This window comes from Kitasatospora sp. NPDC004745 (assembly GCF_042873275.1).
Taxonomy (GTDB): Bacteria; Actinomycetota; Actinomycetes; order Streptomycetales; family Streptomycetaceae; genus Kitasatospora.
Genome location: NZ_JBIALK010000048.1, coordinates 1 through 23,759 on the forward strand (window position 1 = coordinate 1; position 23,759 = coordinate 23,759).

The 23,759-nt window shown below is 70.9% G+C and carries 17 protein-coding genes, 1 pseudogene and 1 CRISPR repeat array; of the genes and pseudogenes, 12 read left to right on the forward strand and 6 right to left on the reverse strand.

Annotated elements, in window-relative coordinates; translation table 11 throughout:
• The first annotated feature begins 283 nt into the window (after nt 1-283).
• Nucleotides 284-1,492, forward strand: coding sequence for an IS110 family transposase (locus tag ACFYUY_RS38970; protein WP_387908081.1), 1,209 nt, complete (start codon nt 284-286; stop codon nt 1,490-1,492).
• 82 nt (nt 1,493-1,574) lie between these two features.
• A CRISPR array of direct repeats spans nt 1,575-2,697; the repeat unit is 29 nt; unit sequence CGGGTCACCTCCGCGCGGGCGGAGCGGAC.
• A 2,143-nt stretch (nt 2,698-4,840) separates the two neighbouring features.
• Here the strand turns inward: ACFYUY_RS38970 and ACFYUY_RS38975 are convergent.
• Both ACFYUY_RS38975 and ACFYUY_RS38980 read right to left on the reverse strand, forming a co-directional pair.
• Complete coding sequence (locus ACFYUY_RS38975; RefSeq protein ID WP_387908083.1) at nt 4,841-5,212, reverse strand: fic family toxin-antitoxin system, toxin component; 372 nt, start codon at nt 5,210-5,212, stop codon at nt 4,841-4,843.
• Complete coding sequence (locus tag ACFYUY_RS38980; RefSeq protein WP_387908086.1) at nt 5,209-5,460, reverse strand: plasmid mobilization protein; 252 nt, start codon at nt 5,458-5,460, stop codon at nt 5,209-5,211. Before ACFYUY_RS38980 ends, ACFYUY_RS38975 begins: the two co-directional genes overlap by 4 nt.
• Before the next feature lie 889 nt (nt 5,461-6,349).
• Between ACFYUY_RS38980 and casA the strand changes: the two genes are divergently transcribed.
• The 6 genes from casA (at nt 6,350) to cas3 (ending at nt 14,691) form a co-directional block, all read left to right on the forward strand.
• Nucleotides 6,350-7,891 (forward strand): type I-E CRISPR-associated protein Cse1/CasA, encoded by a 1,542-nt coding sequence (casA, locus tag ACFYUY_RS38985; RefSeq protein WP_387908088.1) that lies wholly within the window; start codon nt 6,350-6,352, stop codon nt 7,889-7,891.
• Nucleotides 7,892-8,334: 443 nt separating this feature from the next.
• Nucleotides 8,335-8,952 carry a type I-E CRISPR-associated protein Cse2/CasB gene (locus ACFYUY_RS38990; protein ID WP_387908091.1) on the forward strand — a complete coding sequence of 206 codons (618 nt, stop codon included), beginning with the start codon at nt 8,335-8,337 and terminating at the stop codon, nt 8,950-8,952.
• Nucleotides 8,952-10,094, forward strand: coding sequence for a type I-E CRISPR-associated protein Cas7/Cse4/CasC (cas7e, locus tag ACFYUY_RS38995; RefSeq protein ID WP_387908093.1), 1,143 nt, complete (start codon nt 8,952-8,954; stop codon nt 10,092-10,094). Before ACFYUY_RS38990 ends, cas7e begins: the two co-directional genes overlap by 1 nt.
• Nucleotides 10,091-10,849 (forward strand): type I-E CRISPR-associated protein Cas5/CasD, encoded by a 759-nt coding sequence (gene cas5e, locus ACFYUY_RS39000; RefSeq protein WP_387908095.1) that lies wholly within the window; start codon nt 10,091-10,093, stop codon nt 10,847-10,849. Before cas7e ends, cas5e begins: the two co-directional genes overlap by 4 nt.
• Nucleotides 10,850-10,909: 60 nt before the next feature.
• Nucleotides 10,910-11,563 (forward strand): type I-E CRISPR-associated protein Cas6/Cse3/CasE, encoded by a 654-nt coding sequence (cas6e, locus tag ACFYUY_RS39005; RefSeq protein WP_387908098.1) that lies wholly within the window; start codon nt 10,910-10,912, stop codon nt 11,561-11,563.
• 461 nt (nt 11,564-12,024) lie between these two features.
• A complete protein-coding gene (cas3, locus tag ACFYUY_RS39010) occupies nt 12,025-14,691 on the forward strand; it encodes a CRISPR-associated helicase Cas3' (protein WP_387908100.1) in 2,667 nt (888 codons plus the stop codon).
• A gap of 195 nt (nt 14,692-14,886) precedes the next feature.
• Here the strand turns inward: cas3 and ACFYUY_RS39015 are convergent, their stop codons facing one another.
• On the reverse strand, nt 14,887-15,111 hold the full coding sequence (locus tag ACFYUY_RS39015; RefSeq protein WP_387908103.1) for a hypothetical protein: 225 nt from the start codon (nt 15,109-15,111) through the stop codon (nt 14,887-14,889).
• A complete protein-coding gene (locus ACFYUY_RS39020; protein WP_387908106.1) occupies nt 15,108-15,776 on the reverse strand; it encodes a hypothetical protein in 669 nt (222 codons plus the stop codon). The genes ACFYUY_RS39015 and ACFYUY_RS39020 overlap by 4 nt, the downstream gene beginning before the upstream one ends.
• Before the next feature lie 1,303 nt (nt 15,777-17,079).
• Here ACFYUY_RS39020 and ACFYUY_RS39025 point away from each other — a divergent pair.
• The 4 genes from ACFYUY_RS39025 to ACFYUY_RS39040 all read left to right on the forward strand — a co-directional run bounded on the left by ACFYUY_RS39025 (nt 17,080) and on the right by ACFYUY_RS39040 (nt 21,425).
• Nucleotides 17,080-18,324, forward strand: coding sequence for a hypothetical protein (locus tag ACFYUY_RS39025; RefSeq protein WP_387908109.1), 1,245 nt, complete (start codon nt 17,080-17,082; stop codon nt 18,322-18,324).
• A 65-nt stretch (nt 18,325-18,389) separates the two neighbouring features.
• Complete coding sequence (locus tag ACFYUY_RS39030) at nt 18,390-19,664, forward strand: NucA/NucB deoxyribonuclease domain-containing protein (protein ID WP_387908112.1); 1,275 nt, start codon at nt 18,390-18,392, stop codon at nt 19,662-19,664.
• 33 nt (nt 19,665-19,697) lie between these two features.
• Nucleotides 19,698-20,231: a hypothetical protein gene (locus ACFYUY_RS39035; protein ID WP_387908114.1), complete on the forward strand. Its 534-nt coding sequence runs from the start codon at nt 19,698-19,700 to the stop codon at nt 20,229-20,231.
• A 384-nt stretch (nt 20,232-20,615) separates the two neighbouring features.
• On the forward strand, nt 20,616-21,425 hold the full coding sequence (locus ACFYUY_RS39040; protein WP_387908117.1) for a protein kinase: 810 nt from the start codon (nt 20,616-20,618) through the stop codon (nt 21,423-21,425).
• 56 nt (nt 21,426-21,481) lie between these two features.
• Here the strand turns inward: ACFYUY_RS39040 and ACFYUY_RS39045 are convergent.
• Nucleotides 21,482-21,684: pseudogene (locus ACFYUY_RS39045) on the reverse strand (DUF4158 domain-containing protein); the annotation flags it as partial.
• Nucleotides 21,685-21,824: 140 nt separating this feature from the next.
• Nucleotides 21,825-22,412, reverse strand: a complete 588-nt coding sequence (locus ACFYUY_RS39050) for a TetR/AcrR family transcriptional regulator (protein WP_387908119.1) — start codon at nt 22,410-22,412, stop codon at nt 21,825-21,827.
• A 103-nt stretch (nt 22,413-22,515) separates the two neighbouring features.
• On the opposite strand from ACFYUY_RS39050, the gene ACFYUY_RS39055 reads away from it, so the two are divergent.
• A complete protein-coding gene (locus ACFYUY_RS39055; protein WP_387908122.1) occupies nt 22,516-23,592 on the forward strand; it encodes a Gfo/Idh/MocA family protein in 1,077 nt (358 codons plus the stop codon).
• Nucleotides 23,593-23,759: the final 167 nt, after the last annotated feature.

Consider the following 23,759-nt stretch of genomic DNA (forward strand, 5'->3'; position numbering starts at 1 on the left):
GCACGACCGGGTCAGGACTCCAAGTCCCAGCCGCTCCAGGCGGGATATCAGCACACCGGCTCAACCGGCCGGCGACCCCAAAAGCAACGGCATTGGATCGCATGACCTGGGGGGTGGTGTCACCGGGCCCGGAGCACCGTGTGACCGCTGATGAGAGGCCTGACCGGCACCCGGCCGAGCGCAACGCCCGGCCGCTGACGGGTGTCGGGTCTGCGTAACGTGGATGCGCGCGAACGGTGCCGACGGGCGAGGCCGGGACGATGAACGACCTTCGGGGGGTTCGGTGTTCGAAACGAGTGACATCGCGGTCTTCCTCGGCCTGGACGTCGGCAAGGGCGACCACCACGGCCACGGCCTGACCGCAGCCGGAAAGACCGTCTTCGACAAGCGGCTGCCCAACAGCGAACCGAAACTGCGGGCCGTCTTCGACAAGCTCACCGCCAAGTTCGGCCGCGTGCTGGTCATCGTCGACCAGCCGGCCTCGATCGGCGCACTGCCGCTCGCCGTGGCCCGTGACGCCGGCTGCGAGGTCGCCTACCTGCCCGGCCTGGCGATGCGCCGCATCGCCGACCTCTACCCCGGCGAGGCCAAGACCGACGCCCGCGACGCCCACGTCATCGCGGACGCCGCCCGCACCATGCCCCACACCCTGCGCGCCCTCGAACTCGCCGACGAGACCGCCGCCCAGCTCACGGTCCTGACCGGCTTCGACCAGGACCTAGCCGCCGAGGCCACCCGCACCAGCAACCGCCTACGCGGCCTGCTCACCCAGTTCCACCCCTCCCTCGAACGCGTCCTCGGGCCCCGCCTGGACCACCCCGCCGTCACCCACCTACTCGAACGCCACGGCTCCCCGGCCGCCCTGCGCAAAGCCGGCCGACGAAGACTCGTCACCCTGATACGGCCCAAAGCCCCGCGCATGGCCGAACGCCTGGTCGACGAGATCTTCGACGCCCTCGACCAGCAGACCGTCGTCGTCCCCGGCACCACCACCCTGGACGTCGTGGTGCCCTCCCTGGCCCGCTCGCTCGCCGCCGTCCACGAACAGCGACGCGCCGTCGAAGCCCAGATCGGCGAACTGCTGGAGGCCCACCCTCTTTCCAAGGTCCTGACCTCGATGCCCGGAGTCGGGGTCAGGACCGCCGCCACCCTGCTGGTCACCGTCGGCGACGGCACCACCTTCCCCACAGCCGCCCACCTGGCCTCCTACGCCGGCCTCGCCCCGGCGACGAAGTCCTCCGGATCCTCCATCCACGGCGAACACGCCCCCAGAACCGGCAACCGGCTCCTGAAACGGGCCATGTTCCTCTCCGCGTTCGCCGCTCTCCACGACCCCGACTCCCGGACCTACTACGACCGGCAACGAAACCGCGGCAAGACCCACACCCAAGCCCTCCTCCGCCTCGCCCGCCAACGCATCAGCGTCCTGTTCGCCATGCTCCGCGACGGCACCCTCTACGAGACCCGCACCCCCGAATCCACATCAGCATGACCCGCGCAGCCTTGACGAAGGACATAGAGGCACCCCCCGGGACCCCCGGCATGGGTCACCTCCGCGGGCGGACCGGGCAGGGTCGACCCCCTCCGCGCGGGCGGAGCGGACACCGCCCGCGGGTACGGGCCGCTCGCTGAGCACGGGCCACCTCCGCGCTGACGGAGCGGAAGCCGGGGTCCGGCGGGACCATCAGCGCATTGGGGCACCTCCGCGCGGGCGGAGTGGACGCGTCTCCGCGTCGGGTCTGCGCGCGGTCCAGCGGGTCACCTCCGCGAGGGCGTAGCGGACAGCTTGTACGACTGCCAGCCCGGGTGCTCCAGCGGGTCACCTCCGCGCGGGCGGAGCGGACCGGGCCTCGTACGCGTAATCGTAGGTTCCGCACGGTTCACCTCCGCACGGGCGGAGCGGACGTCCTGGAGACCTTCGGCGAGTACAGCCCCGTCGGGTCACCTCCGCACGGGCGGAGCGGACCTCGCAGCGTATCTGACGGTGCATCAGGTGGCAGGGTCACCTCCGCACGGGCGGAGCGGACGACTCCCTGACGCGGCTCGGTGCGAAGCACGGAGGGTCACCTCCGCACGGGCGGAGCGGACATCATGAGGGGGATGGCCCATCCGTCGACGCGCGGGTCACCTCCGCGCGGGCGGAGGGGACGGAGGGGCGTCGTCCTTGACCAGACCGAGTGCCGGGCCACCTCCGCGCAGGCGGAGCGGACCGGGCCCGGAGCATGTAAAGATGTCAGGGCCCGGGTCACCTCCGCGCGGGCGGAGCGGACGCGATCCAGCTGCTCGACCAGTCCCCGGCCAGCGGGTCACCTCCGCGCGGGCGGAGCGGACAAGAGCTGAAGCTGACGCGGGAGTTGATCACGCGGGTCACCTCCGCGCGGGCGGAGCGGACTTCTTCGAGAAGGAACAGGGCATCCGCTCTAGCGGGTCACCTCCGCGCGGGCGGAGCGGACCGCGCCCTCGCCGGAAGCCCCTCCGGCGGCCCCGGGTCACCTCCGCGCGGGCGGAGCGGACTTCGAGGGCCCAGGTTTCGCCGCGGGCGAGGGCGGGTCACCTCCGCGCGGGCGGAGCGGACCGCTGCACCTACACCGGCGAACCCGCCAACGGCGGGTCACCTCCGCGCGGGCGGAGCGGACGGTGCGGTTGGTCGACGCTGCGCTGCGCTCCTCGGGTCACCTCCGCGCGGGCGGAGCGGACCCTTCCTGAGCTGCGACGCAGCGGCGTCTTTGCTATTCCTTGACCATGCTGGAGGGTCGGTCGTGCTGTTGTGCTGTTGTGGTGTCAAGGAGCGCGGGGTTCATCGTGCCATGGGCTGCGGACAGCACCTCTGGTCGAAGCCGCCCGGCACCACACTGCGCCGGGAGACCGGGCCCTGTCCGCATCGACGGAACATCCAGAGCCAGCTACCTCTGCGCGGCGGGGCAGACGCGGACCAACCGGCCGCATCCCGGTTCGGCGGCGGCCTCCTCCGCCACGGGCGGAGCGGACACCCGCGTCTCCGTGCTGGCGGCCTCGGCCTGCTGGTCACCTCCGCGCGGACGGAGCGGACCGGGCACCCGGGATCGTACCTGTGGCCAGCAGCGGGTCACCTTCACGCAGGCGGAGCGGACCCAGCCACGATCACCATCTGCCCGCCGACCAACGGGGCACCTCCGCACGCGCAGAGCGGACTTCGTCCCGCCGCCGGGCGGGGTGGGATTCAGCGGGTCACCTCCGCGCGGGCAGAGCGGACGCCGCCGAACGCGAGCTCACCGCCATGCGCGACGGGGCACCTCCGCGCGGGCGGAGCGAACGTGGTGACGGTGAGCTGGATGCCCGAGGTGAACAGGTCGCCTCTGCACGGGCAGAGCGGAACCACCCCAGATTCCGCGCGCCAGGTCCTTGCCCGGACCACCTCCGCACCGACGGAGTGGTTCACGTCCTGACCACGACCTGAGAGGGCTTCACCGGACCACCTCCGCGCGGGCGAGGCCGACCTGGTGGTGATGAAACCGGTGATCGTCACGTGCGGGTCACCTCCGCGCAGGCGGAGCGGACCGGTGGATGCCGGGCACGCTGACGCCGTCGACCGGGTCACCTCCGCGCCGGCGGAGCGGACCTGCGCGAGGCCCTCGGCCCGCAGTGGCCGGCCGGGTCACCTCCGCGCAGGCGGAGCGGACCCGGGCCCGGACCTGATGCCCCCGTTCGCCACCGGGCCACCTCCGCGCACGCGGAGCGGACGAGGACCGCGCGGGTCTCCGGGTGGCGGGGCGCGGGTCACCTCCGCGCGGGTGGAGCGGACCCGTCAGCCACGCCGTGCCGCTGGTCCGCGGGCGGGTCACCTCCGCGCAGGCGGAGTGGACCCTTCCTGAGCTGCGACGCAGCGGCGTTTTTGCTATTTCTTGACCATGCTCGAGGGTCGGTCGTGGTGTCAAGGAGCGCGGGGTTCATCGTGCCACGGGCCGCGGGCAGCACCTCTGGTCGAAGCCGCCCGGCACCACACTGCGCCGGGAGACCGGGCCCTGTCCGCATCGACGGAACATCCAGAGCCAGCTACCTCTGCGCGGCGGGGCAGACGCGGACCAACCGGCCGCATCCCGGTTCGGCGGCGGCCTCCTCCGCCACGGGCGGAGCGGACACCCGCGTCTCCGTGCTGGCGGCCTCGGCCTGCTGGTCACCTCCGCACAGACGGGCGGACGAGGCGCTGAACCCCGAAAGCCACCTACCCGCGGGAGAAGCGGAACGCCTCGAGACCGGCACCCTGACCCAGCGGCACGGGCCGCCCCCGCGCAGGCGACGCGAACACCCGGCCACCCAGATCCACCGCCCGGTCGGCGGGACACCTCCGCGCAGGCGGAGCGGACCTGGCCAAGCTCCGCAACGTCCTCGTCCACGACGGGTCACCTCCGCGCAAGCGGAGCTGACCTCAAGGCCAGCGGGGGCCTCCTGCCCCCGCCGAGCCACGTCCGCACGGACGGAGCGGACGCGAGGAGCGTAGCGCGTTCGATCCGGCTGAGCGGGTCACCTCCGCGGGGGCGGAGCGGTCTGGCTGACCGTGTCCGCGTCCAACACGGGGCACCCCCGCGCGGGCGGAGCGGATGGCAACGGCGCGCACACCGAGATCGTCGTGGGCGGGTCACCTCCGCACGGGCGGAGCGGACGCGGCCTGGGCGACGGCCGCGGATCTCGAGAGCGGGTCACCTCCGCGCCGGCGGAGCGGACGGCCGAGACCTGGATTCGCGAGCTGACGGTCACTGTCAACCTCCGCGGCAGGCGGAGCGGGATCCTCACGGGTCGAATCTGGGGGCCGGGATCGGTGCCCCCATGGCCAGCTCCGCGCTCAGGAAAGCCTGGAGCCGGGTCACCGATACCAGGTGCGGATGACAGCAGCGGTCTCGCGGACATCGGCCTGGCCATCGCGTACTCGGGCAGCGAGCCCAACGGCCGCCTTGGGCTCGGCGGTGACGATGACCCCAGAGGCAGACAGGTAGGAAGCAGCAACGACAGCCGCAAAGTGCTCGTTGGCGAACTCCAGCGCCGGAACGCGGATGAGTTGGTGCATAAGCGCGGCCGCCCTCTGGTGCACACCCACGTACACCGGCACATCCATCACCTCGTCGACATGACGGGCCACCGCCGCAGCCAGCGTGCCGTAATCCGTGACATCCGGATCAGCCCGCAGAAACTGATGGGCGACATCCAACAGCCACGCCCGATCAACACAGAGGATCACGCCGCCTCCGCCGTCCCCGACCGCCGCGAAGCCGCCCCCTGAGGATAGGGACCGAACTCCGCCTCAAACGCCGGACCCCACGCCTGCGAGAAGTGCGCAGCAGCGGTCAGGAAGCGCTCGCGGCGTTCATCCGCCTCCTCCACCAGGACCTTGCGCGCGTAGTCCGGCAGGCTCATCCCCGCCGCCTCAGCCCGCTGCTCCAGTGCCGCGTGGGTTGTCTCGTCCAATCGGACGTTCAGCTGCTTCATGAGGCAAGCGTAGCGATGCGTATACCACGCTACAACCTGGTGGTAGCGCTGAATCTCGACTCTGGACCACGTTGCACGGCGCGCCTACCGGCAGGCTCAAGATCACCCCCGCACGGGCGGAGCGGACGACCCGGCGACCGTCGCGGACGTGCTCCGGGCCGGGTCACCTCCGCGCGTGCGGAGCGGACCTCAGCCAGTCGGCACGGGACGCCGCCGCCGACGGGTCACCTCCGCGCGGGCGGAGCGGACCACCAGGAGTACTGGGCCGTGCTGCCTGCCGTCGGGTCACCTCCGCGCGGGCGGAGCGGACGACCCAGCGACCATCGCGGACGTGCTCCGGTCGGGTCACCTCCGCACGGGCGGCGCCGACACCCCGGCCGGAAGCACGTACTGTCGCGGCAACGGGGCACCTCCGCGCGGGCGGAGCGGACTCGTACGTAGCCGTCACCTGCGCCGAACTCGTCGGGTCACCTCCGCGCGGGCGGAGCGGACGCCGACAGGAACGGCGTCTCGGTCGGGTCCACGGGCTACCTCCGTGCGGGCGGAACGGACCGCCGGGACATACCCGTGGCGGACCGGAAGGACGGGTCACCTCCGCGAAGGCAGAGCTGACTGTGCCATGTCGTCGCCGAATCCCGGTACCCAAGGGGCACCTCCGCAGGGCGGAGCGGACCCTTCGCGACCTGCTGCGCAGCGTGGCCTGTGCCGGTTCTTGGCCGTGTTGAGGCGTCGGGTTGGAGAGCTGTTGTGGTGTCAAGGAGCGAGGTGATGATCCTAGTGGTGGGGTGTGACGGCGTCCTCTGTTCTGGGTTTGGGTCCCGGTTGTCAGTGCCTGGGTCTAGCGTCATCGAGTGGCTACTGTCCGTGCCCGAGTAGTGGGGACCGCTCTGTGACGCGTGCGTCGTTCGATGTGGTGGTGAGGCCGTGGATTCCGGCCCGTGTGCGTGCTGATCTGTCTGATGAGCAGGTCGCGGAGTTGCCGGTGCGGGGTGGGCCGGGGGAGTCGGTGGTCCTGGGGCTAGCCGATGTACTGCGGTGGGCTCATCTGCTGGAGCACATCGACTGCCCGGATCCGGCGTCGGAGTCGGCGCTGCTGCGGGTCCTGATCGCGCTGACGGCGCGGGTGACGGGTCTGGACGAGGCTGAGGACTGGGATGACACCCGGTGGGATGTGCTGGAGGCCGGCTGTCTGGCCCCGGGGCGGGTCGACGAGTACTTCGGGCGGTATGCCGGGCGGTTCGACCTGTTCGATGTGGCGCGGCCGTGGTTGCAGGAGCCTCGGCTGGCGGGGGAGTGTACGGGCAGCAGTGGGACCGGGCGGTTGCTGATGACGAGCCCGTCGGGGAACAACCATGTGTGGTGGCTTCTGGAGAAGGGCGGGCTCGGGGGTCCGGTTCCGGTGGCGACGGCGGCGTTCGGGTTGCTGACGTGGTTGTTCGCGGGGCCGTCGGGGACGGCGGCGAACCGGCGCCGTTCGGATGGCCGGAACAGCCACTACACGGTGGCCGGGCCGATTCGGGCGCTCGTGTCCTGGTTCCCGGCCGGCCGCAGTCTCGCGGAGACGCTGGTTCTGGGGGTGCCGTCGCCGGACACGTGGCCGACGAACCCCGGGAGGGATGAGGCGCCGTGGGAGGCCGAGCAGCTACCGGACCCGAGGCTGCCCGCGGCGCCGGCCGGGCCGGTGTCGCTGCTGACTGGGCGCGCCGCTCACGCCGTGCTGCTGAAGCCCGATGCTGAGGGCGGGCACGTGACCGATACGTGGGTGACGTGGGCGTGCGAGAACGAGTTGCCGGAGGCCGAGGACCCGTACGTGATCAGGCGTGACGAGGGTGGCCCGGTGCGGGCGAACTGTGCGCGGGTGGCGTGGCGGGACCTGGACGCGTTGCTGCTGAAGACCGTGCCGGGGAAGGTGGCGCGTTACCGGCCGGCTGTTCTCGCGTCGATCGCGCGGCTTCCCATGGAGACGGCGGCCGGTTTGCGGCTGCGGGCGTACGGGCTGCACCAGGAACGGCGGGACCCGGAGACCGCATGGTTCACGGCGGTCACGCCGCCGGTGCTGGGTGCCCTCGAGGAGCTGGACGAGGACGGTGCGGCAGCGGTCTCGGTGGCCCGGGTGCGGGCCGAGGGGGTGTCGGCGGGGCTGGCGAAGGCACTGCGAGCGGCGTGGCAGGCCTACAGCAACGACAAACGGGTGTGTCCGTGGGTGGACTCGGCGCTGCCGGTGTACTGGTCCGAGGCGGAGGCCGAGTTCTGGAAGGCCGTCCTCCCGGACGACAGCGGGCAACGGCCTCGCCCGGCGTTCCAGCGGGTCGCCACCCAGGTGTTCGACGCCGTCACGGCGACGGCCGCGGTCACACCGCGCGGAATGCAGGCGGTCGAGCAGGCCCGCGCCGACATGCTCAAGCCGCCCAGAGGCCCGCGCAAAAAGTAGGCGTCGCCCTGCGCCGGGGCGGTCGCGTCATGAGCGCTCAGGGTCCCGGCTGCTGCCCGGCGTGGTGGCCGCCCCGCAGCTACAGGTGCGTACGCCCGGTCCGGACTGTCGGCCTGGGGGGCGTCGCCGACGGCGCGGGGGGGCGTTGAACAGCGGCGGCCGCGGTGAGGCCTTCCTGATCCGGGGCTCGTGGACGCGGGCAGGCGGGTGCCTTCACCGGGCCTGTCCCGCGGCCCGAATCCCCGACCCGACCCACCCAAACCGCATTGCCCAACCGCACGACCGTCCGCCCGACCCGTCCGAGCATCCAACCCGCCCCACCGGCAGGTTGCCCGACCGCCCGAGCCAACGGCGACCCGAAGAGAAAGGACTCGCCCCCGACCCCGGCCCCGCCACCACCCACCGGCGGGAACGTCACCCCTTCACCCCTCAGCGAGGAGCCCATGACCATCGAATCGCCGCCCTCCACGGAGACGGACCCCCTCGAACACCAGCGTGCCTTCATGCTGCACGTCCACCAGCAGTGCTCCACGCCCGGCGGCCGCGCCGCAATCCGCTCCGCCCTGGTCGACCCGCACAAGCCGTTCCGCGCCTACGAGTACCTGCTGGCCCGGATCCCGCGTTGGACGAACCGCGACACCGAACGCGTCTACGTCCTCACCGCGGGCATGTACGCCGACCAGGCCCCCAACCCCCGCCTCGACAAGACGCGAAAGCCGCCCGCCGGCCTGGCCGCCCCCGTCGAAGGAGACCGCTGGCGCAACCTCGGCTGGTCGCTCGCCCGCGCCGTCCGCACCAACGTACTGAGCGCCGACACCGTCCAGGCCCGCCTGCTGCTGATGGCCCGCCAGGACGCCGACACCCTCTCCCGCGAACTGCCCCCGCTCGTCGCCCGGCTACGCGCCGGCGACGTCCCCGTCGTGTGGCCGCTGCTGCTGCGCGACCTGACCCGCTGGACCACCTACCCGACCGACACCGCCCGCGCCTGGACCCGGGCCTACTACCAGTACGACACCAACACGACCCCTGAGACCGCCACCGCCACCGAGGAGACCTCCTGATGAAGCGCCGCCTGTACCTCGACCTGCACGTCATCCACTCCTACCCGCTGTCCTGCCTCAACCGCGACGACCTCAACACCCCCAAGACCGCCTTCTACGGAGGCGAGCAGCGCGGCCGTATCTCCTCCCAGTCCGGGAAGCGGCACGTGCGGGTGGAGGTGGAGGACCGGCTGGGGGAGTGGGCGGTGCGCACGAGGAGGCTGCCGGAGAGCATCGCCGCCGAGCTGGAGCGCGCAGGCTGGGACGGTGAGCTCGCCCACCGGGCCGGGCGGATGGTGGTCCTGGCCGCGGGCGTGAAGGGCGTAGCCGTCGACGGGGACAACGACACGAACAGCATGCTGCTGCTGCCGAAGGCCGGCATCGCGGAGCTCGCCGAGGTCGCCGTCGAGCACCGGGAGCTGGTCGAGGCCGGCGTCGACAAGAAGAAGGAGGAGGCGGCGCAGGCGAAGCTGGTGAAGGCGGCCGGCGAGAAGGTGCTGGGGATCCTGCGGGGGCGCACGTCGAGTATCGCGGCGTTCGGGCGGATGCTGGCGAACGAGCCCGGGTCGGCGGTGGCGGGGGCGGTGCAGGTCGCGCACCAGCTGACCACCCATGCCCTGGCGATCCAGCCTGATTACTTCACCGCGGTCGACGACGTCACCCACGGCCAAGAGGACGAGTCCGGGTCGGCGCACCTGGGGACCGTGTTCCACACCTCCGGTACGTACTACCGGTACAGCTCGGTGAACCTGCCGGAGCTGGCCGCCAACCTGAGCGACGACCCCGGCGCGGCGCGGCGCCTGGCGGTGGAGTTCGCGCGGGCCTTCGCCGTCGTCGTGCCGTCCGCGCGCAAGGGCTCGACCGCGCCGTTCACCCCGCCGTCGCTGGTGCACGTGGTGCTGCGCGGTGACCAGCCGGTGAACCTGGGCGGCGCGTTCGAGCAGCCCGTCACCGCGGAGCGTGGCAGCGGTTTCGTCGAGCCGTCGATCCGGCGTCTGGACACGCACGCCGCCGCGGTCAACGGCTTCCTCGGCGGCGCCGGCGTGCTTGCCTCCGCCTACACCGGCCCGGGAGTCGGCAGCGTCGAGCACCTCGGCGAGAACGCCGGCTCCCTGGAGAAGCTGCTGGCCACCGTCGACGCGGCGATCGGCGAGCACCTGTGACCGGCGCAGGACTGCTGGTGCACCTGGCCGCGCCGATGCAGTCCTGGGGCAGCCCCTCCCAGTTCGGCACCCGCCTGACCTACCCGTACCCGACAAGGTCCGCGATGACCGGCCTGTTCGCGTGCGCGCTGGGTCTTCCGCGCGGCTCCGACCTCTCCGATCTGGCCGGCCTGCGGTACACGGTGCGCATCGACCGGCCCGGCCGGCTCCTGCGGGACTACCACACCACCGGCGGCGGCTACCCCCGGGAGAAGACCGTCATCACCGCGGCCGGCGGACGCCGCCCGCTGAAGGAGGCCACCCTCCAGTCCGAACGCTGGTACCTGGCCGACGCGGCGTTCACCGTCGCCGTCACCGGCCCGCCCGCCACCACCGACAAGCTGGCCGACGCCCTGCGCCACCCGGTATGGCACCCCTACCTCGGGCGCCGGTCCTGCCCGCCCACCGCGCCGATCCTCATCACCACCACCGGCGACCCCGCCGCAGACCTCCTGCGCCTGCCGCTCCACCGCGAGCCCGAACACCCCCGGCCGGGCATGGCCGAGGGCTGCGTCGAGGTCGTCTTCGTCCACGACACCGACCCCGGAACCGGCCACCCGCCCGTCACCCAGGTCCGCGACCACCTCCCCACCGACGGCACCCGCCGCTTCGCCAGCCGCCCGCTGTGGGAAACCCGCCACACCTTCACCCACGCCCAGCACGCCGGCACCGGCACCGCCTGGATCAGCGCCCTCACCACCTACACCCGCACCTGACCAGCCCCACCGGCACCCGCCCCGCCCCCGCGGGGGACCACCCCACCCCGGAGAGCCACCATGACCCACCTCACCCTGCTGCACCTCGACCCCCGCTCCCGCGACGCCGCAACCGACCTGCGCGACGCCAACCGCATGCACCAGCGGATCATGGGCATGTACCCCGACACCCTCACCAGCGGCGATGCCGCCCGACACAGCCTCGGCATCCTCCACCGCGTCGAACGCACACCCCAGAGCACCACCGTCCTCGTCCAGTCCGCCATGGCCGCAGACCCCACCACCCTCCCCGACCGCTACGCCACCACTCAGCAGCGGAACCTCACACCGCTGCTGGACTGGCTCGCCGACGGGCGCACCATCCGCTACCGCATCGACGGCTCACCCACCCGCTCCGTACGCGACGGCACCCGGGACGACCGCGGCCGCCTCAACCGCGGCAAGCCCGCCCCTCTCCACGGCAAAGACGCGATCGACTGGTGGGAACGCAAGGCCCGCACCGCCGGCCTCGAACTCCACGAGACCCTCGACATCCCCCAGGAACCGGCCACCGGCTACCGCGCCACCGGACCGATCCGCCACACCCTCACCCGCTTCGAAGGCACCGCCGTCGTCACCAACCACCACGCACTCCGCACCGCCATCACCGACGGCATCGGCCGCGGCCTCGCCTACGGCGCAGGCCTCCTCAGCATCGCCCCCCACCGCGGGTAAACAAACCGCAAAGCCCCCACAACGTTGCAGCTCAGAAAGGTCCGCTCCGTCCACGCGGAGGTGGTCCGAAGTAGTCCACGGGCCGGGCCCCGGTGGCACCGTCCGCTCCGCCCACGCTGAGGTGGTCCGCAGGTCCGGACCTGCTTCAAGTCCGCTCCGCCCACGCGGAGGTGGTCCGGTGGCTGCCAGGCCGGTGCCGTAGAGGGCGCCGTCCGCTCCGCCCACGCGGAGGTGGCCCGCGATGGCTGGACGAGGACGGGCACCCGCGCGTGTCCGCTCCGCCCACGCGGAGGTGTCCCGGGGGAGTACGCCAGGCTTTGCCGACACTTGGGGTCCGCTCCGTCCGTGCGGAGGTGATCAGAGCGCTGGGGCGTCGTCTCAACGGCTTTGGGATGTCGGGTTCGCCGGTGCGAAGGTGGCGCGGTTCTCCGTTCGCGCGGAGAGGAGCAGGAGGTGTTTGGGTGTTGGATCCGCGGATTGTCGGGAAGCGGCGGGGTTTGAGTGGCCCGTACCCGTTGGTGTGTCATCTGGCGGATGCGGCGGTGATCGCGGGTGCGTTGTGGGACGTTTATCTGAGTTCTGCTCAGCGGCAGGTGATCGCCTCCGGGTGGGGTGTGGACCTGGCGCGGGCCCGGCGGCTGGTGATGCTGGCTGCGGGCCTGCATGACACCGGCAAGATCATCTTCTGCTTTCATCGAGGGATCGAGGGAACCCGAGGCCTGCTGGCCGATCCGCGGTATCAGGCACCGACGGGCTGGATGCACGACGAATGGATCCCGCACCAGGTGGCGAGCCACCGGGTGTTGCCGCAGATCCTCACCGGGTTGGGGTGGCCTGCGGTCGAGCGGCCCTGGAAGTCGGCGGCTCACCAGCTCGCGCAGATCCTCGGCGGTCACCATGGCGTGTTCGGGGAGGCACTGTCCGCGGCGGCGATGACCGATCCGCTGAAGGCACTGCGCGGGCTGGGTACGGACGGCTGGGCCGAGCAGCGGCAGGCTCATGCCCGTACGGTGTTCGAGCTCTGCGGGTCGCCCGCCGCACCGGAGCGATTGCTGCCGGCGGGCGCTGCGGTCGTGGTGACCGGTGTGGTGATCCTCGCGGACTGGCTGGCCTCGAACACACGCCAGGTCCAGGGACGGCTGGACGCCTGGAACGGCGACCTCCCCGCACACGTGGCGAGGATCCGCCAGCGCGCACCATGGGTACTCGCCCACGCCCAGCTCGCCGCGCCAGCCTGGAAACCCATCACGACGTTCACCGACCTGTTCCCCGACATCAAGGACCCTTACCCGCTGCAGGCCGACGTCGCCAAGCGCCTCAAGGACCTGGTCGACGGACCAGGACTGGTACTCGTCACCGCGCCCACCGGCGACGGGAAGACGGAGACCGCGCTGTTCGCCGCCCGCATCCTCGGCGCAGCGGCCGGGGCCGGCGGCCTGGCGGTGTTGTTGCCGACGATGGCGACGACCGATGCGATGTGGCGCCGGGTGAAGAAGTTCACCGCCCGGGCCGCCGAGGTCGGCACGCCGGTGACGCTGTTGAACTCGATGGCGTGGCTGAACGAGGAGTACGACCTGGAGCGCGATGAGGTCGTGGCGGACGGGTGTGTGTCGACGGAGGCCGCGCACTGGCTGCGCGGGCCGCATCGGGGGCTGGCCGCCGGGGTGGCGGTCGGTACGTGGGATCAGGCGGCGCTCGCGGTGCTGCCGGTCCGGTTCAACGTGCTGCGGTGGCTGGGTCTGTCAGGGAAGACGCTGGTCATCGACGAGGCGCACAGCTACGACGCCTACGGGCACCGGCTGACCCAGAGGCTGCTCGAGTGGTGCGGTCACCTCGGTGTCCCGGTGGTCCTGCTGTCGGCGACCCTGACCGGCCGGACCGCCACCGAGCTCGTCGGCGCCTACCGCGCCGGCGCCGGCCATACGAGCGCGGAGCCGATCGTTTCCCCTTACCCGGGCTGGGTCCACGTCTCGGCGAGGACCGGGACGGTCACCCCGCACGGCCCGCTGCCCACTACCCGGGAACGCGAGGTCGCCGTCGATCACCACACCGTCCGGCACAGTCACGACCCCGCGGCGGTCGGGGGTCGGGCTGCCCGAATCCTGTCCGAGCTTCGGCCCGCGGCCACCGGTACGGGTTGCGCCCTGGTGGTGTGCAACGTCGTCGCCGACGCCCAGGCCACCCGGAGGATGCTCGCGAAGGCGTGGGGTGCGGACGGCCCGCAGATCGTGCTTCTGCATGCCCGGCTCCCCATGTGGCAGCGGATCGAGCGCACCGACCTGATCGAGAGCATGGTCGGATCGAAGGGTCGCCGCCCGGCCAGGCCGCTCGTGGTCGTCGCGACCCAGGTTGTCGAGCAGTCCCTCGACTGGGACTTCGACCTTGTCGTCTCCGACCTCGCCCCGATGAGTCTTCTTCTGCAGCGCGCCGGACGATGCCACCGCCACGACCACCCTCGGCCGGCTTGGGCGCCGCTTCCGCGGCTCGTCGTCTTGTCTGCGCCCGGCGGCCGGCCCGCTCCGCACTGGGGCGACGTCTATGACACGTCCCTCCTGCGTCGTACCTGCAACACGCTCCGCACGCTGGACGGGCCGGTCGCCATCCCGGCGGCGGTCCCCGGCCTGATCGCCGACGTGTACGACGCCGCGTGGGACCCGGCTCTGGCGGACACCGACGACACGGCGCGCCTGGCCAAGGAGCAGGTGCAGGCCGCGGCGGCCGACATCGTGATGATCCCGCCACCGGCCCGGGTCAAGGACCTGCACCCTCTGACCTCGGCCCTCGACCCGGACCTCGCGGTCACCCGACTCGGTGGCGAGTCGAAGCGCATCCTGCCCGTCCGGCCCACCGACGACGGCTGGACCTTCGTCACCGCCGACGGCCCGGCCCAGCTGCCCGACCGACCCACCAAGCAGGACATCCGCACCGTCATCCTCTCCACCGTCCAAGTCCGGTCGACCTGGCTCACCGGCGCGGGCCCGGAGACCTTCCCGCCCGCCACGTGGCGGGACATCCCCGCGCTGCGCGACATCGCTTTGATCCCCCACGACAGGAAGACCGGGAGATGGCGAGCGCCGGATGGGCGGACCATCCGTCTGGACCCCATCGACGGCATCATCCGCGAGTAGATCCGCTCCAGCAGGCTGTGGTCGCGGCGGAGTGCGACCACAGCCACCGCGGCGGGGGAGTGGGGGCGGCTGTTGGTCTCCCGAGACCGATCGCCAGGGCGTGGCAAGCGGCTCTGGTGCCGTGCGGAGGTTCTGGTTGCACCCTTGCCGGGACGCCGGGGGCCCCGGCCTGGATGGCCGGGGCCAGGGCGGCTGTCAGGTGTTGGGGCGTCGGAGGGCTCGGACGCCGAGGTCGTAGGCCATGGAGCCGAGGGCGAGGACGACGAGCGGCCACACCAGCAGGGAGTCGGGTGCCACCGTGCCGGAGAGCAAGGCGGTGGTGACCGAGCCGGTGCCGGCCATGGCGGTGCAGGTCGGCGCGGCGGGCAGGCGCAGCACCAGGCCGCGCTCCGTCTCCGGGGCGTCCGGGCGGCGGCTCATCGGGTCACCGCCGCGGCGGTGTGCTGGGTGTGCCGGTTGCCGAGGTGGGAGAGCTTGCGGCGGACCTTGTCGCCGTAGGCGGCGGGCAGGCCGAGGTCGAGGGCGGCGTCGGCCCAGGTGGCCTTGCGGGAGGCCCAGAGGTTGGCGACGGCGGCCTCCGTCGGGTCGAGGCCGCGCAGCACGGCGTCGATGCGGGGGTCGGTGAAGTCGTGCTCCAGGACGAGGGCGTCGGCGGCGGGCTTGTCCGGGTACACGTCCCGGACCGTCACGCCGTCGCGGTTGGGCGTCTCCAGCATCCACACCCGTTTGCCTTTGCCGGTGCGGACGGTGCCGTCGGGTGCTCGCCACTGGAAGCCGCCGAACCGGTGTTCCCAGACCTCCGTCCATCGTCGGCGTTCGGCGGCGGTGTACCCGCGCAGGATGGCCAGCAGCTCGGGGTCGGTGAGGTAGCTGCCGAGCCGGTCGACCCAGTCCCCGAGCAGCGCGGCGGTCACCGCGTCCCGCCACCGGGCGACGTCGGCGTGACCGAGGACGTTGCGGGTGAAGTCGTCGACGGCCTCGTACTTGCCCTCGATCGCGGCCCACCGGGCGGCCAGCGCCGCCAGCAGAACCTCGCGGGCGGGCCGCCAGTACCGAAGCCCCTCCCCCACCGTGAACCCGGTCACGCTGACCCCGTCGACCTCCGACGGCGACTGGATGAGGAATACAACTTCCCTGAACCAGGGGACCCACTCGATGGCGACCTGCTGCCGACCAGCGCCAGCCCCTGCCAGGAGCACCCTGCAGGCAAGTCCTCCAGGGGCGGCGAACCAGCTCGGGGTGTCCGGACCGCAGCTGACGGCCCGTCCCGGCCGCTCCTGCAGGCCGGCGGGTCCCGGAAGAAGCGCGCAGTTGTGGACTTCGGCGGTCATCTCTATCTCGTTCCTCCGTGTTCTGGGGAGGTTCCCCCACCCTCGGGGGACGGGAAAGGGCGGATCCGGCAAAGATCTTGGGAATTCTGATGTGACGCGCATCACATGCAATGTCGGCGTTGCCGTCCCGTGTCCGCGGGTGTCCGCTGAACGTCCGGCGAGGTGCTGATAGTTCGCCTGTTACCGAGGGAGCGGCGGTGCGCGCGGTGCACGCCAAAGCTGGCTTCGACGACATGCCTGGCACCCGGCACGCCCGGCGCCTGGTCCGCGACCACGGCGCGACCCTGGCCGATGCCGGCATCCCGCACTGCATGCGCCTCGGACTCGAGCCCGCCCCGCGCCTCTGCCCCGGCCACCTCCAGCACGGCCTCTACGCCGAGCGCCTCGTCCAGCCGGGCTTCCCCGCAGACGGCGGAGGACCGGACCCTCAACCTCAACGCGCGCGTACAGCAAGGCGGTGGCGACCGAGCCGTGTCGGCCAAGCGGTGCAGGTCGGCGCGACTGGCAGGCGCAGCACCAGGCCGCGCTCCGCCTCCGGGCCGCCGTTTCAGGTAACGGCTGCGTGGTACCGCGACCGCCGGCCTTCTGGCACAAAGGCCACAACCAGTGCTCAGGCCCGTGCCTTCTGGGTCGCGATCAGGCCAGACCGGTCAGGGTGAAACATCGAGACGACCTGCGGGAACAGGCCGCCAAGTCGGCAGTGCCACCCGCTCGGGCGGCATGGGCAGACCAGCCCGGGGCACCTGCGAACCCGTTCTCGGCTGCGGTTCATTGAACGTGTACGTGCTTACCATGCGGTTGGTCGGCGATGTCGAACGATCATGTGGCTCGCGTCCCGGCCTCTGGCCGGAAAGCCATCATCGCCACCGATTTACCCATACTTGACGATGACATGACCGTTAGTGTCCGTTCCACTGTCTCAGGACTTTGGAGGGGACCCGTGACACGAACCAGGCGCGCCTTGACGAGCGCCGGAGTATGGGCCGGCGCCGCTGCGATCGCACTGTCCACAGCACCCACCGCGTCGGCGCAAGCGCCAACGCAGGACTGCGCCGGGATGTACAGCGCGAGGATTACCCAGTGGGCGATGCTGTGCGCCAACGCGGGGCAGCCGATTCGTGGCGCGTTCGCCACGTGGCGCAACCTGCCGATCACCTTCGACTCCAGCAACAACCCCAACATCAGGGTCGGTGCCGCGAACTACCTGACCGTCACCCCGGACATCTCCTCGTTCGCGACCGTGCGAATAGGCCTGTACGCGGAGAAGACCGGCGCCCAGAGCGCCAGTTACGCGCCGCACTGGGAGGAGGTGCTCAGCCAGGGCGGCGGCCGGGAGACGGCCATCAACGTCGGCGTCGGCTCGAATCTGGCGGACGGCAGAAACCACAGCTACCTCCTCCAGCGCCAGGACAGCGGTGACCAGTGGGAGGTGTTCTACGACTTCAACTCGGTCGGTACTACCACCGGGCAGACGGCCGTCTCCCGGGCATCCGAGGGCAACCGGATCGATGTCGGCTTGGAGGTCAACCACCCCGAGCACGTCGACGTCCCGGTCTTCGAGGACCGTCCGCAGTGGATGGACGAGAACAAGATCTGGGGCCGCTTCGCTCCCGCCAACACCGCGACCCAGCTCGGACTCGGCAAATGCGGCGAAGCTAGCCCCAGCGGCACGCCCTACGCCGCGCCGTACTGCTTCACCGCCCAGCAGAGGTCCAACACCCAGCCCCTGCCCTCCCCGGCCGGAACGGTCTCCTGGAGCGTCGGCAAACCACTGGCCACGCCTACTCCCGTCGCCCCGGCCACGGCGCCCAGCCCGGTGGCTCCCGGACTCGACAGGCCGACGGTGTTCAACGGCGTCGACCAGGACGCGCTCCACACCTGCCTGCAGAACACCCCGGACGCCTGCGTGACCACGGTGCCCGGCCTCGCCGACTGCCTGCACACCGCCAAACAGTGCAACGCCGACCAGCCCACCACCATCCCGCGGCGCAAGGGTGACGGCGTGCCCCCCACCCAGACCGTCGATGTGAGTGTCGACGACCTCAAGCTACGAACCGCCGGCGAGTTCGGCGTTCCGGTGGACTCGGTGCGGGTGAGCGCGGGGACCGTTGCCGACGACTCCAGTGGGCGCCGCGCCGCGGCACGGTGGGAGGCCGACACCCCGGTGTGGGTGGTCACCTCCGACGCACCCACCCGCGGCCGTCAGAAGGCCGGCTCTCAGGGCGAAGGTCTCGCCGTCGCCTACACCCAGGCCACCGGGGAACTCGTCGATGCCTGCTGGGGTCCGGCATGCCCGCGGTGACCAAACGGAAGCCTCGTGCCGGCCACACTCCTGACCAGTCGCGCCTCACAAAAGGAGTCTGTTTCGTGAACATCCGACCCATCCGCCGGTTCCTACGAGCCGCGGGAACCGGCGTCTGCGCCGTCCTGCTCGCCGCCGGAACCATCGCCGCCAGCCCGGCTGTCGCTCGCGGCCCCCAGGCCACCGGCTTCGTTCCCGCATCCACCGTGTCCGCGGAGGAACTCGCACGGCTCGGCCCACCGGTTCCCTTCTCCGAGTACGTCGCCGCACAGCAAGGCCACGGCTCCGGCGGCACCCCCCGACACGAGGCTGCCGCCCTGTCCGCCGACGACGCCGACCTCAAGCAGGAATGCGCCAAGCGCCCCGAAGCGGACTCGCCGGCGGGCTGGGTCAAGAACCGCTTCGAGACCTGCATACACCGCCACTACGACGTGGTCCTGCGCAGGGAGGACGGAACCGAGACCATCGGACGCCTCCAGTTCGAAGCCTGGCTCATCGGCTTCGCCTACGACGGACAGCGCAAGGTCGACTACCTCGCCAGCGTAGAGGACATCATCGTCCAGACCGTCAACGGTGAGGACGCAAAGACCTGGTCTATCAACCAAGAGTTCACCTACCTCGGCGGCCCCGTCACAGCCCCCGGCACGCAGCGCCGCAATGATCTCCTCGGCGCATGGAACTCGAACCCGACCTGGTCACTCACCTACACCTCACCCGACAACGGTCCACTGTTCGACCAGGGGAACCAGCAGATCGTCAACACCACTGTGACCATGTCGATGAACGTCAAGTCGCCCAGCGCCCCCTCCAGGGGATGGCAGGACACGGACGCCGCGCACTCAGACGTCCGCTTCGACTACGCCGGCCCCACTGCGGGCAAGCACAAAGGCACCGTCTTCACCGCCGCCCGGGTCGAGCTCGTCATGAAGCTCTCCGACCCCGCGGTCCGGGAGAGCGCACGGCACATAGCGGATGCCCAGAACAACCCCGAACGCACCTTCCCCTCCTTCGCGGCCAAGACCATCCCCGGGGCCAAGGAGCCACTGCACCGTCTCGTAGACAGGGAAGAGCAGAAGAAGAATCGAGCCGCCGCCATCAAGACCTGTGACGATGTCTGGGGCGACTACACGAAGTCCGGCCTGGAATGCGACGAGTACCCCTTCGCCTCCACCAAGGAAGGCGCGAATAGGAGGGACAGTTCAGGTAAGGCCGTGAACCGATACTCCGCACGTCTCATAGACGGCGACGACAACGGCAAGGGCGGGAATATGATCGGAGAGGTCTACTCCGTCAACCGGCTCTTGGACGGCGACGCCTTCTACGTGAAGATCGTCCCCTAGCCGGACGCCAACTGGGGTAGTAAGGAGAAAGTGGTGCCCGTCCTCTTCGAGTTCCGTACCGAAACCTGGCCCGACAACGGCAAGATCGTCGTGTACGACTCCGACGCCACCGTTCCGAGCGACGAAGCCCTCGTCCAGAGCCGACGGGATGTGGTCGGTAGGACCGGTACGCAGATCTACATCCACAGCCTACAAGGAACCTCCCCCGCCGAGATCGTGTTCCGGGTGTGGGACGGCCCGGTGCCGGCCGACAGCGGTTGGGGAGCCGAAGGCGAACGCGAGGTGGAACTGGACACGGCCACAGGATGTGTGGTCATCCGCGCCTTCTCGCCCGAGATCGCCGGATGCTTCGACCTGCCGCGCCCGGGAGTCTACGAAGGACGCGTCTCCTGGAAGGGGCGCCAGGCCGCCGAGGAGCAGCAGAGCAGCTTGCACGCCCAACTGGCCACACCGGAAGGCCAACTGAACTCAGAGGCCGTCTTCGCGGCCCACCACGAGACGCTGGAAACCTATCGGATCGACCTATGGTGGACAGCCGAGTCCGAGGACGACGAGGACGACGACTAGTACTCCAGCAGGACTTCTCCATTCCTGCTGGTCAACGGCTTGGGAGTGGGGAGTGTAGCGGGCGGGCGACAGGTCAGGGGCGATCTTCAGGGAACCGCCCCTCGATCGGAGATCGTCAGCTCCACCCTGCTGGGAATCCCCGACCTGCTGGCCGCGCCGACCCCGGTGAACCGGCCTGACCTGGATCATCGCCGGACCCTGACCCAATATCAGCACCACCCGGACATGGCCGGGCCCCTCACGCTCGTCGATGTGAAGGGCCCGGCCATCAGCGTCCGACCGACCCGCTGTCCGACGTTCGGGTTTCACCCTGCCCCAGACGGGGAGTTCCGCGTAGCGTGACCGACGGACCGTACACACCGGCCGCTACCGGAAGGGGAGTTCGTGCAGGCGGGGACCGTGCTGGACGGACGCTACGAGCTCGTCGAGCGGATCGGAGCGGGCGGCTTCGGCCAGGTGTGGGAGGCCTACGACCCGAAGGTCGACCGCTGGGTCGCGGTCAAGGTCCTCGCCGCGGACGGCAGCCCCGACAGCAGCCGCCAGGTCGCCCGGTTCGCCCGCGAGGCCGCGGTCGCCGGCGGCCTGTTCCACCCGAGCATCGTCACCGTCCACGACTTCGGCTCCACCGTCCATGACGGCCGCCAGGTCGCCTACCTGGTGATGGAACTGATCGACGGCGATCCGCTCTCCGCTGCCTTGAAGGACGGACCGCTCGGCCGGGCCGAGACCCTGGACATCGCCTACCGCGTCGCCGACGCCCTGGCCGCCGCCCACGACGCCGACCTGGTCTACCGCGACATCAAGCCCGCCAACGCAGCCCTGCTGCTGGCGTACATCGCGGACCGCGGCAACATGAACACCGCCACCGACCAGGCGTCCCGCTGGCTTTTCCCCGGCCGCCGAGCCGGCCAGCCAGCCCCGACCACCTGTCCGCACTCCTGGGCGAGATCGGCATCCCGGTCGCCGCCGCCCGCGGCGCCGCCATCCAACAGCAACTCCTCGAACTGCCCGCCCCCGTCGTCGCGGACGCCCTCGGCTACCACGACAAGACCACCAGCCGCCTCCTCAGAGAAAGCGGCGGGACCTGGAGCCGGTACGCCGCAGGCGACCACCTACGGTTACCATCCGGCTGGACTCCCTCTCCAATCGCCGACGGTTGAAGCTCAGATCACGTCCCGCGTCGGCTGCGGGTAGCCGATCTCGGCGAGGTCCTCGGCCAGGTCTGCGAGGGTGACCTCCGCGTTCAGCGATGCCAGGAAGAGCCCCAGGTACCGGACCGTGGACATCTGCAGCGCGAAGCCCAGCCGGTTGTGATCACCCCGCCGTTTCCCGATCAGCTGCCGGTCCACGTCATCGAGGTAGAAGAACCTCTCCATCTCCGGGCGCGTCGGCTCTTCCACGAACCGTCCGTACGCGCCCCGGCCTGCTCATCCGTCAGAAACTCCATCGGCACGCGGCGGACGGTATCCGCTGGCCGATCACCTCATACGATCTTCGGCCGAAGTCGAGCGGGCCGGGCGATCACTGTGCTAGCGAGCAAGATCGTTCCTTACCGCTAACCACGTCCTGATTGATCCAAGCAGTGACGCCCGATCAGCTTGGCGGCTGAAAAAGCGTGCGCAGTGCCAGGTCGACGACTTGGCGTAGCTGGTCGCGGGTGTAGCCGCTCGCCGCCTGTACGGCGATGCCGTCGCTGAGGGTGTACACCAGCCGGGCGAGGACGCGCGGATCGGTGTCTGCCGGGAGGTCGGCCGCCTGCTCGAAGCGGTGTCGGAGCGCGGCTTCGCCGGCCATGCGCCGGGCGATCACCTCCCAGCGGATCGGTTCGGAGTCCGGGCCGCAGGCGTGGACGCTGTTGACGCTCAGGCATCCGTGGGGGGTGTCGGACCCCGTGGTCAGCTCGACGGCCCCGAGGAGCAGCCGTTCGATGACGGTCTGCGCGGTGGGCGCCTCCAGGGCCTCGGCGGCGAAGGCCCCGGGGCTGGTGAAGTAGCGGTCGAGCACCTTTCGGAACAGCTGTTCCTTGTTGCCGAAAGCCGCGTACATACTCGGCCTGTTGATGCCCATGGCCGCGGTCAGGTCCGACAGGGACGTCCCTTCGTAGCCCTGCCGCCAGAAGACCTCCAGCGCCCGGTCGAGCACGGTTTCCGGGTCGAAGGCACGTGGGCGACCGCCTGACATGCGGCTCCTCCTCAAGTTTTTTACCTATCGGTACGTTACCCCTTGAATCCCGGTGCCGACTCTCCTAGTTTCGTATCGATCGGTACAGAACCAGGGAGGGCACATGATCAAGGTCGGGGTTGTGGGAGCGAGCGGCTGGGCCGGTGTCTCGCACCTGCCCGCACTCGCCGGACTCGCCGGGTACGAGGTGACCGCTGTCGCGACGACCAACCAGGCCAGCGCCGACCGGGTGGCGGCCGCCCACGGCGTGCCACGCGCCTTCACCGATGCCGGAATCCTCGCCGCCCATCCCGAGGTGGACCTGGTCGTGGTGTCGGTCCGGGCGTCCGGGCACGCCGAGGTGATCAGGGCCGCGCTGGCGGCGGGCAAGCACGTGCTGTCCGAATGGCCGTTGGGCGTGGACGCCGCGGAAGCGGATGACCTCGCCCGAGCGGCCGGCGCGGCCGGTGTCGTGCACGTCGTGAACCTGCAGGGGTACCAGTCCCCGGACGCCCGGTACGTCGCCGACCTGATCGCCGCTGGCACGATCGGCCGACTCGAATCGGCCGTCCTGGTCGCCGCTGGCGACCCCCTGGGCGGCCCCCGGATCGCACCGGAGCTGGCCTGGTCCACCGACCCGGCCGCGGGCACCTCACTGCTGACCATCATGGCTGGCCACTTCCTGGCCACCCTGGACCGGATAGCGGGCCGGTTGGTCGAGGTCTCCGCGCGGCTGCCCCGCCCGCACGACCACGTCGTCGTCACGGGAACCGGCCGAACAGTGCCCAACAGCGTCCCCGCCCAGATCCTGCTCCACGGCGTCCTGGTGAACGGCGCGACCGCGTCCGTCGCCGTACACGGAGGCAGTGGGAGCCCGGACGGCTTCCTCGTCAAGCTCGTTGGTTCCGAGGGCACAGTGACGGTTGCCCACACCCGACCGGGCACGTACATGCACTGGACGGACTGGGACATCCGGGTCAACGGCGAACAGGTGCAGGTGCCTGACGACTACCGGACCGTCCCCTTCGACCCTGCCGGTGGACCGGTCGCCAACGTCGCGGCCGTCTACCAGGAGATCGCCCAGTCGATTGCCGAAGGGCGCCGGCCCCAACCCGACTTCCACACCGCCGCAGCCCATCACCGGGTGCTCGCGGCCATCGAACGCGCTGCAGCAACCGGCGCCACGGAAAAGGTCTGGTGATGATCCTGACCTGATCCCTTCCGAGGTGACGCAAAGTCACCGACAGGCGCGCGCCCACGACGAACTGACGACAGTTGAATAGGCGAGCCCACCAGTACCGAGGCCGAAATAAGCCAGTTCGATCATGATGGTTCTTCAGGATTCGCGAAGAACCATCATGATCCACC

What these genes read in the sequence shown, in the direction of transcription:
- ACFYUY_RS38980 (WP_387908086.1), bottom strand. Translation starts at nt 5,460, where the DNA reads ATGAAGCAGCTGAACGTCCGATTGGACGAGACAACCCACGCGGCACTG.
- ACFYUY_RS38990 (WP_387908091.1), top strand. Translation starts at nt 8,335, where the DNA reads ATGACCATCGAATCGCCGCCCTCCACGGAGACGGACCCCCTCGAACAC.
- cas7e (WP_387908093.1), top strand. Translation starts at nt 8,952, where the DNA reads ATGAAGCGCCGCCTGTACCTCGACCTGCACGTCATCCACTCCTACCCG.
- cas6e (WP_387908098.1), top strand. Translation starts at nt 10,910, where the DNA reads ATGACCCACCTCACCCTGCTGCACCTCGACCCCCGCTCCCGCGACGCC.
- ACFYUY_RS39015 (WP_387908103.1), bottom strand. Translation starts at nt 15,111, where the DNA reads ATGAGCCGCCGCCCGGACGCCCCGGAGACGGAGCGCGGCCTGGTGCTG.
- ACFYUY_RS39025 (WP_387908109.1), top strand. Translation starts at nt 17,080, where the DNA reads ATGTACAGCGCGAGGATTACCCAGTGGGCGATGCTGTGCGCCAACGCG.
- ACFYUY_RS39050 (WP_387908119.1), bottom strand. Translation starts at nt 22,412, where the DNA reads ATGTCAGGCGGTCGCCCACGTGCCTTCGACCCGGAAACCGTGCTCGAC.
- ACFYUY_RS39055 (WP_387908122.1), top strand. Translation starts at nt 22,516, where the DNA reads ATGATCAAGGTCGGGGTTGTGGGAGCGAGCGGCTGGGCCGGTGTCTCG.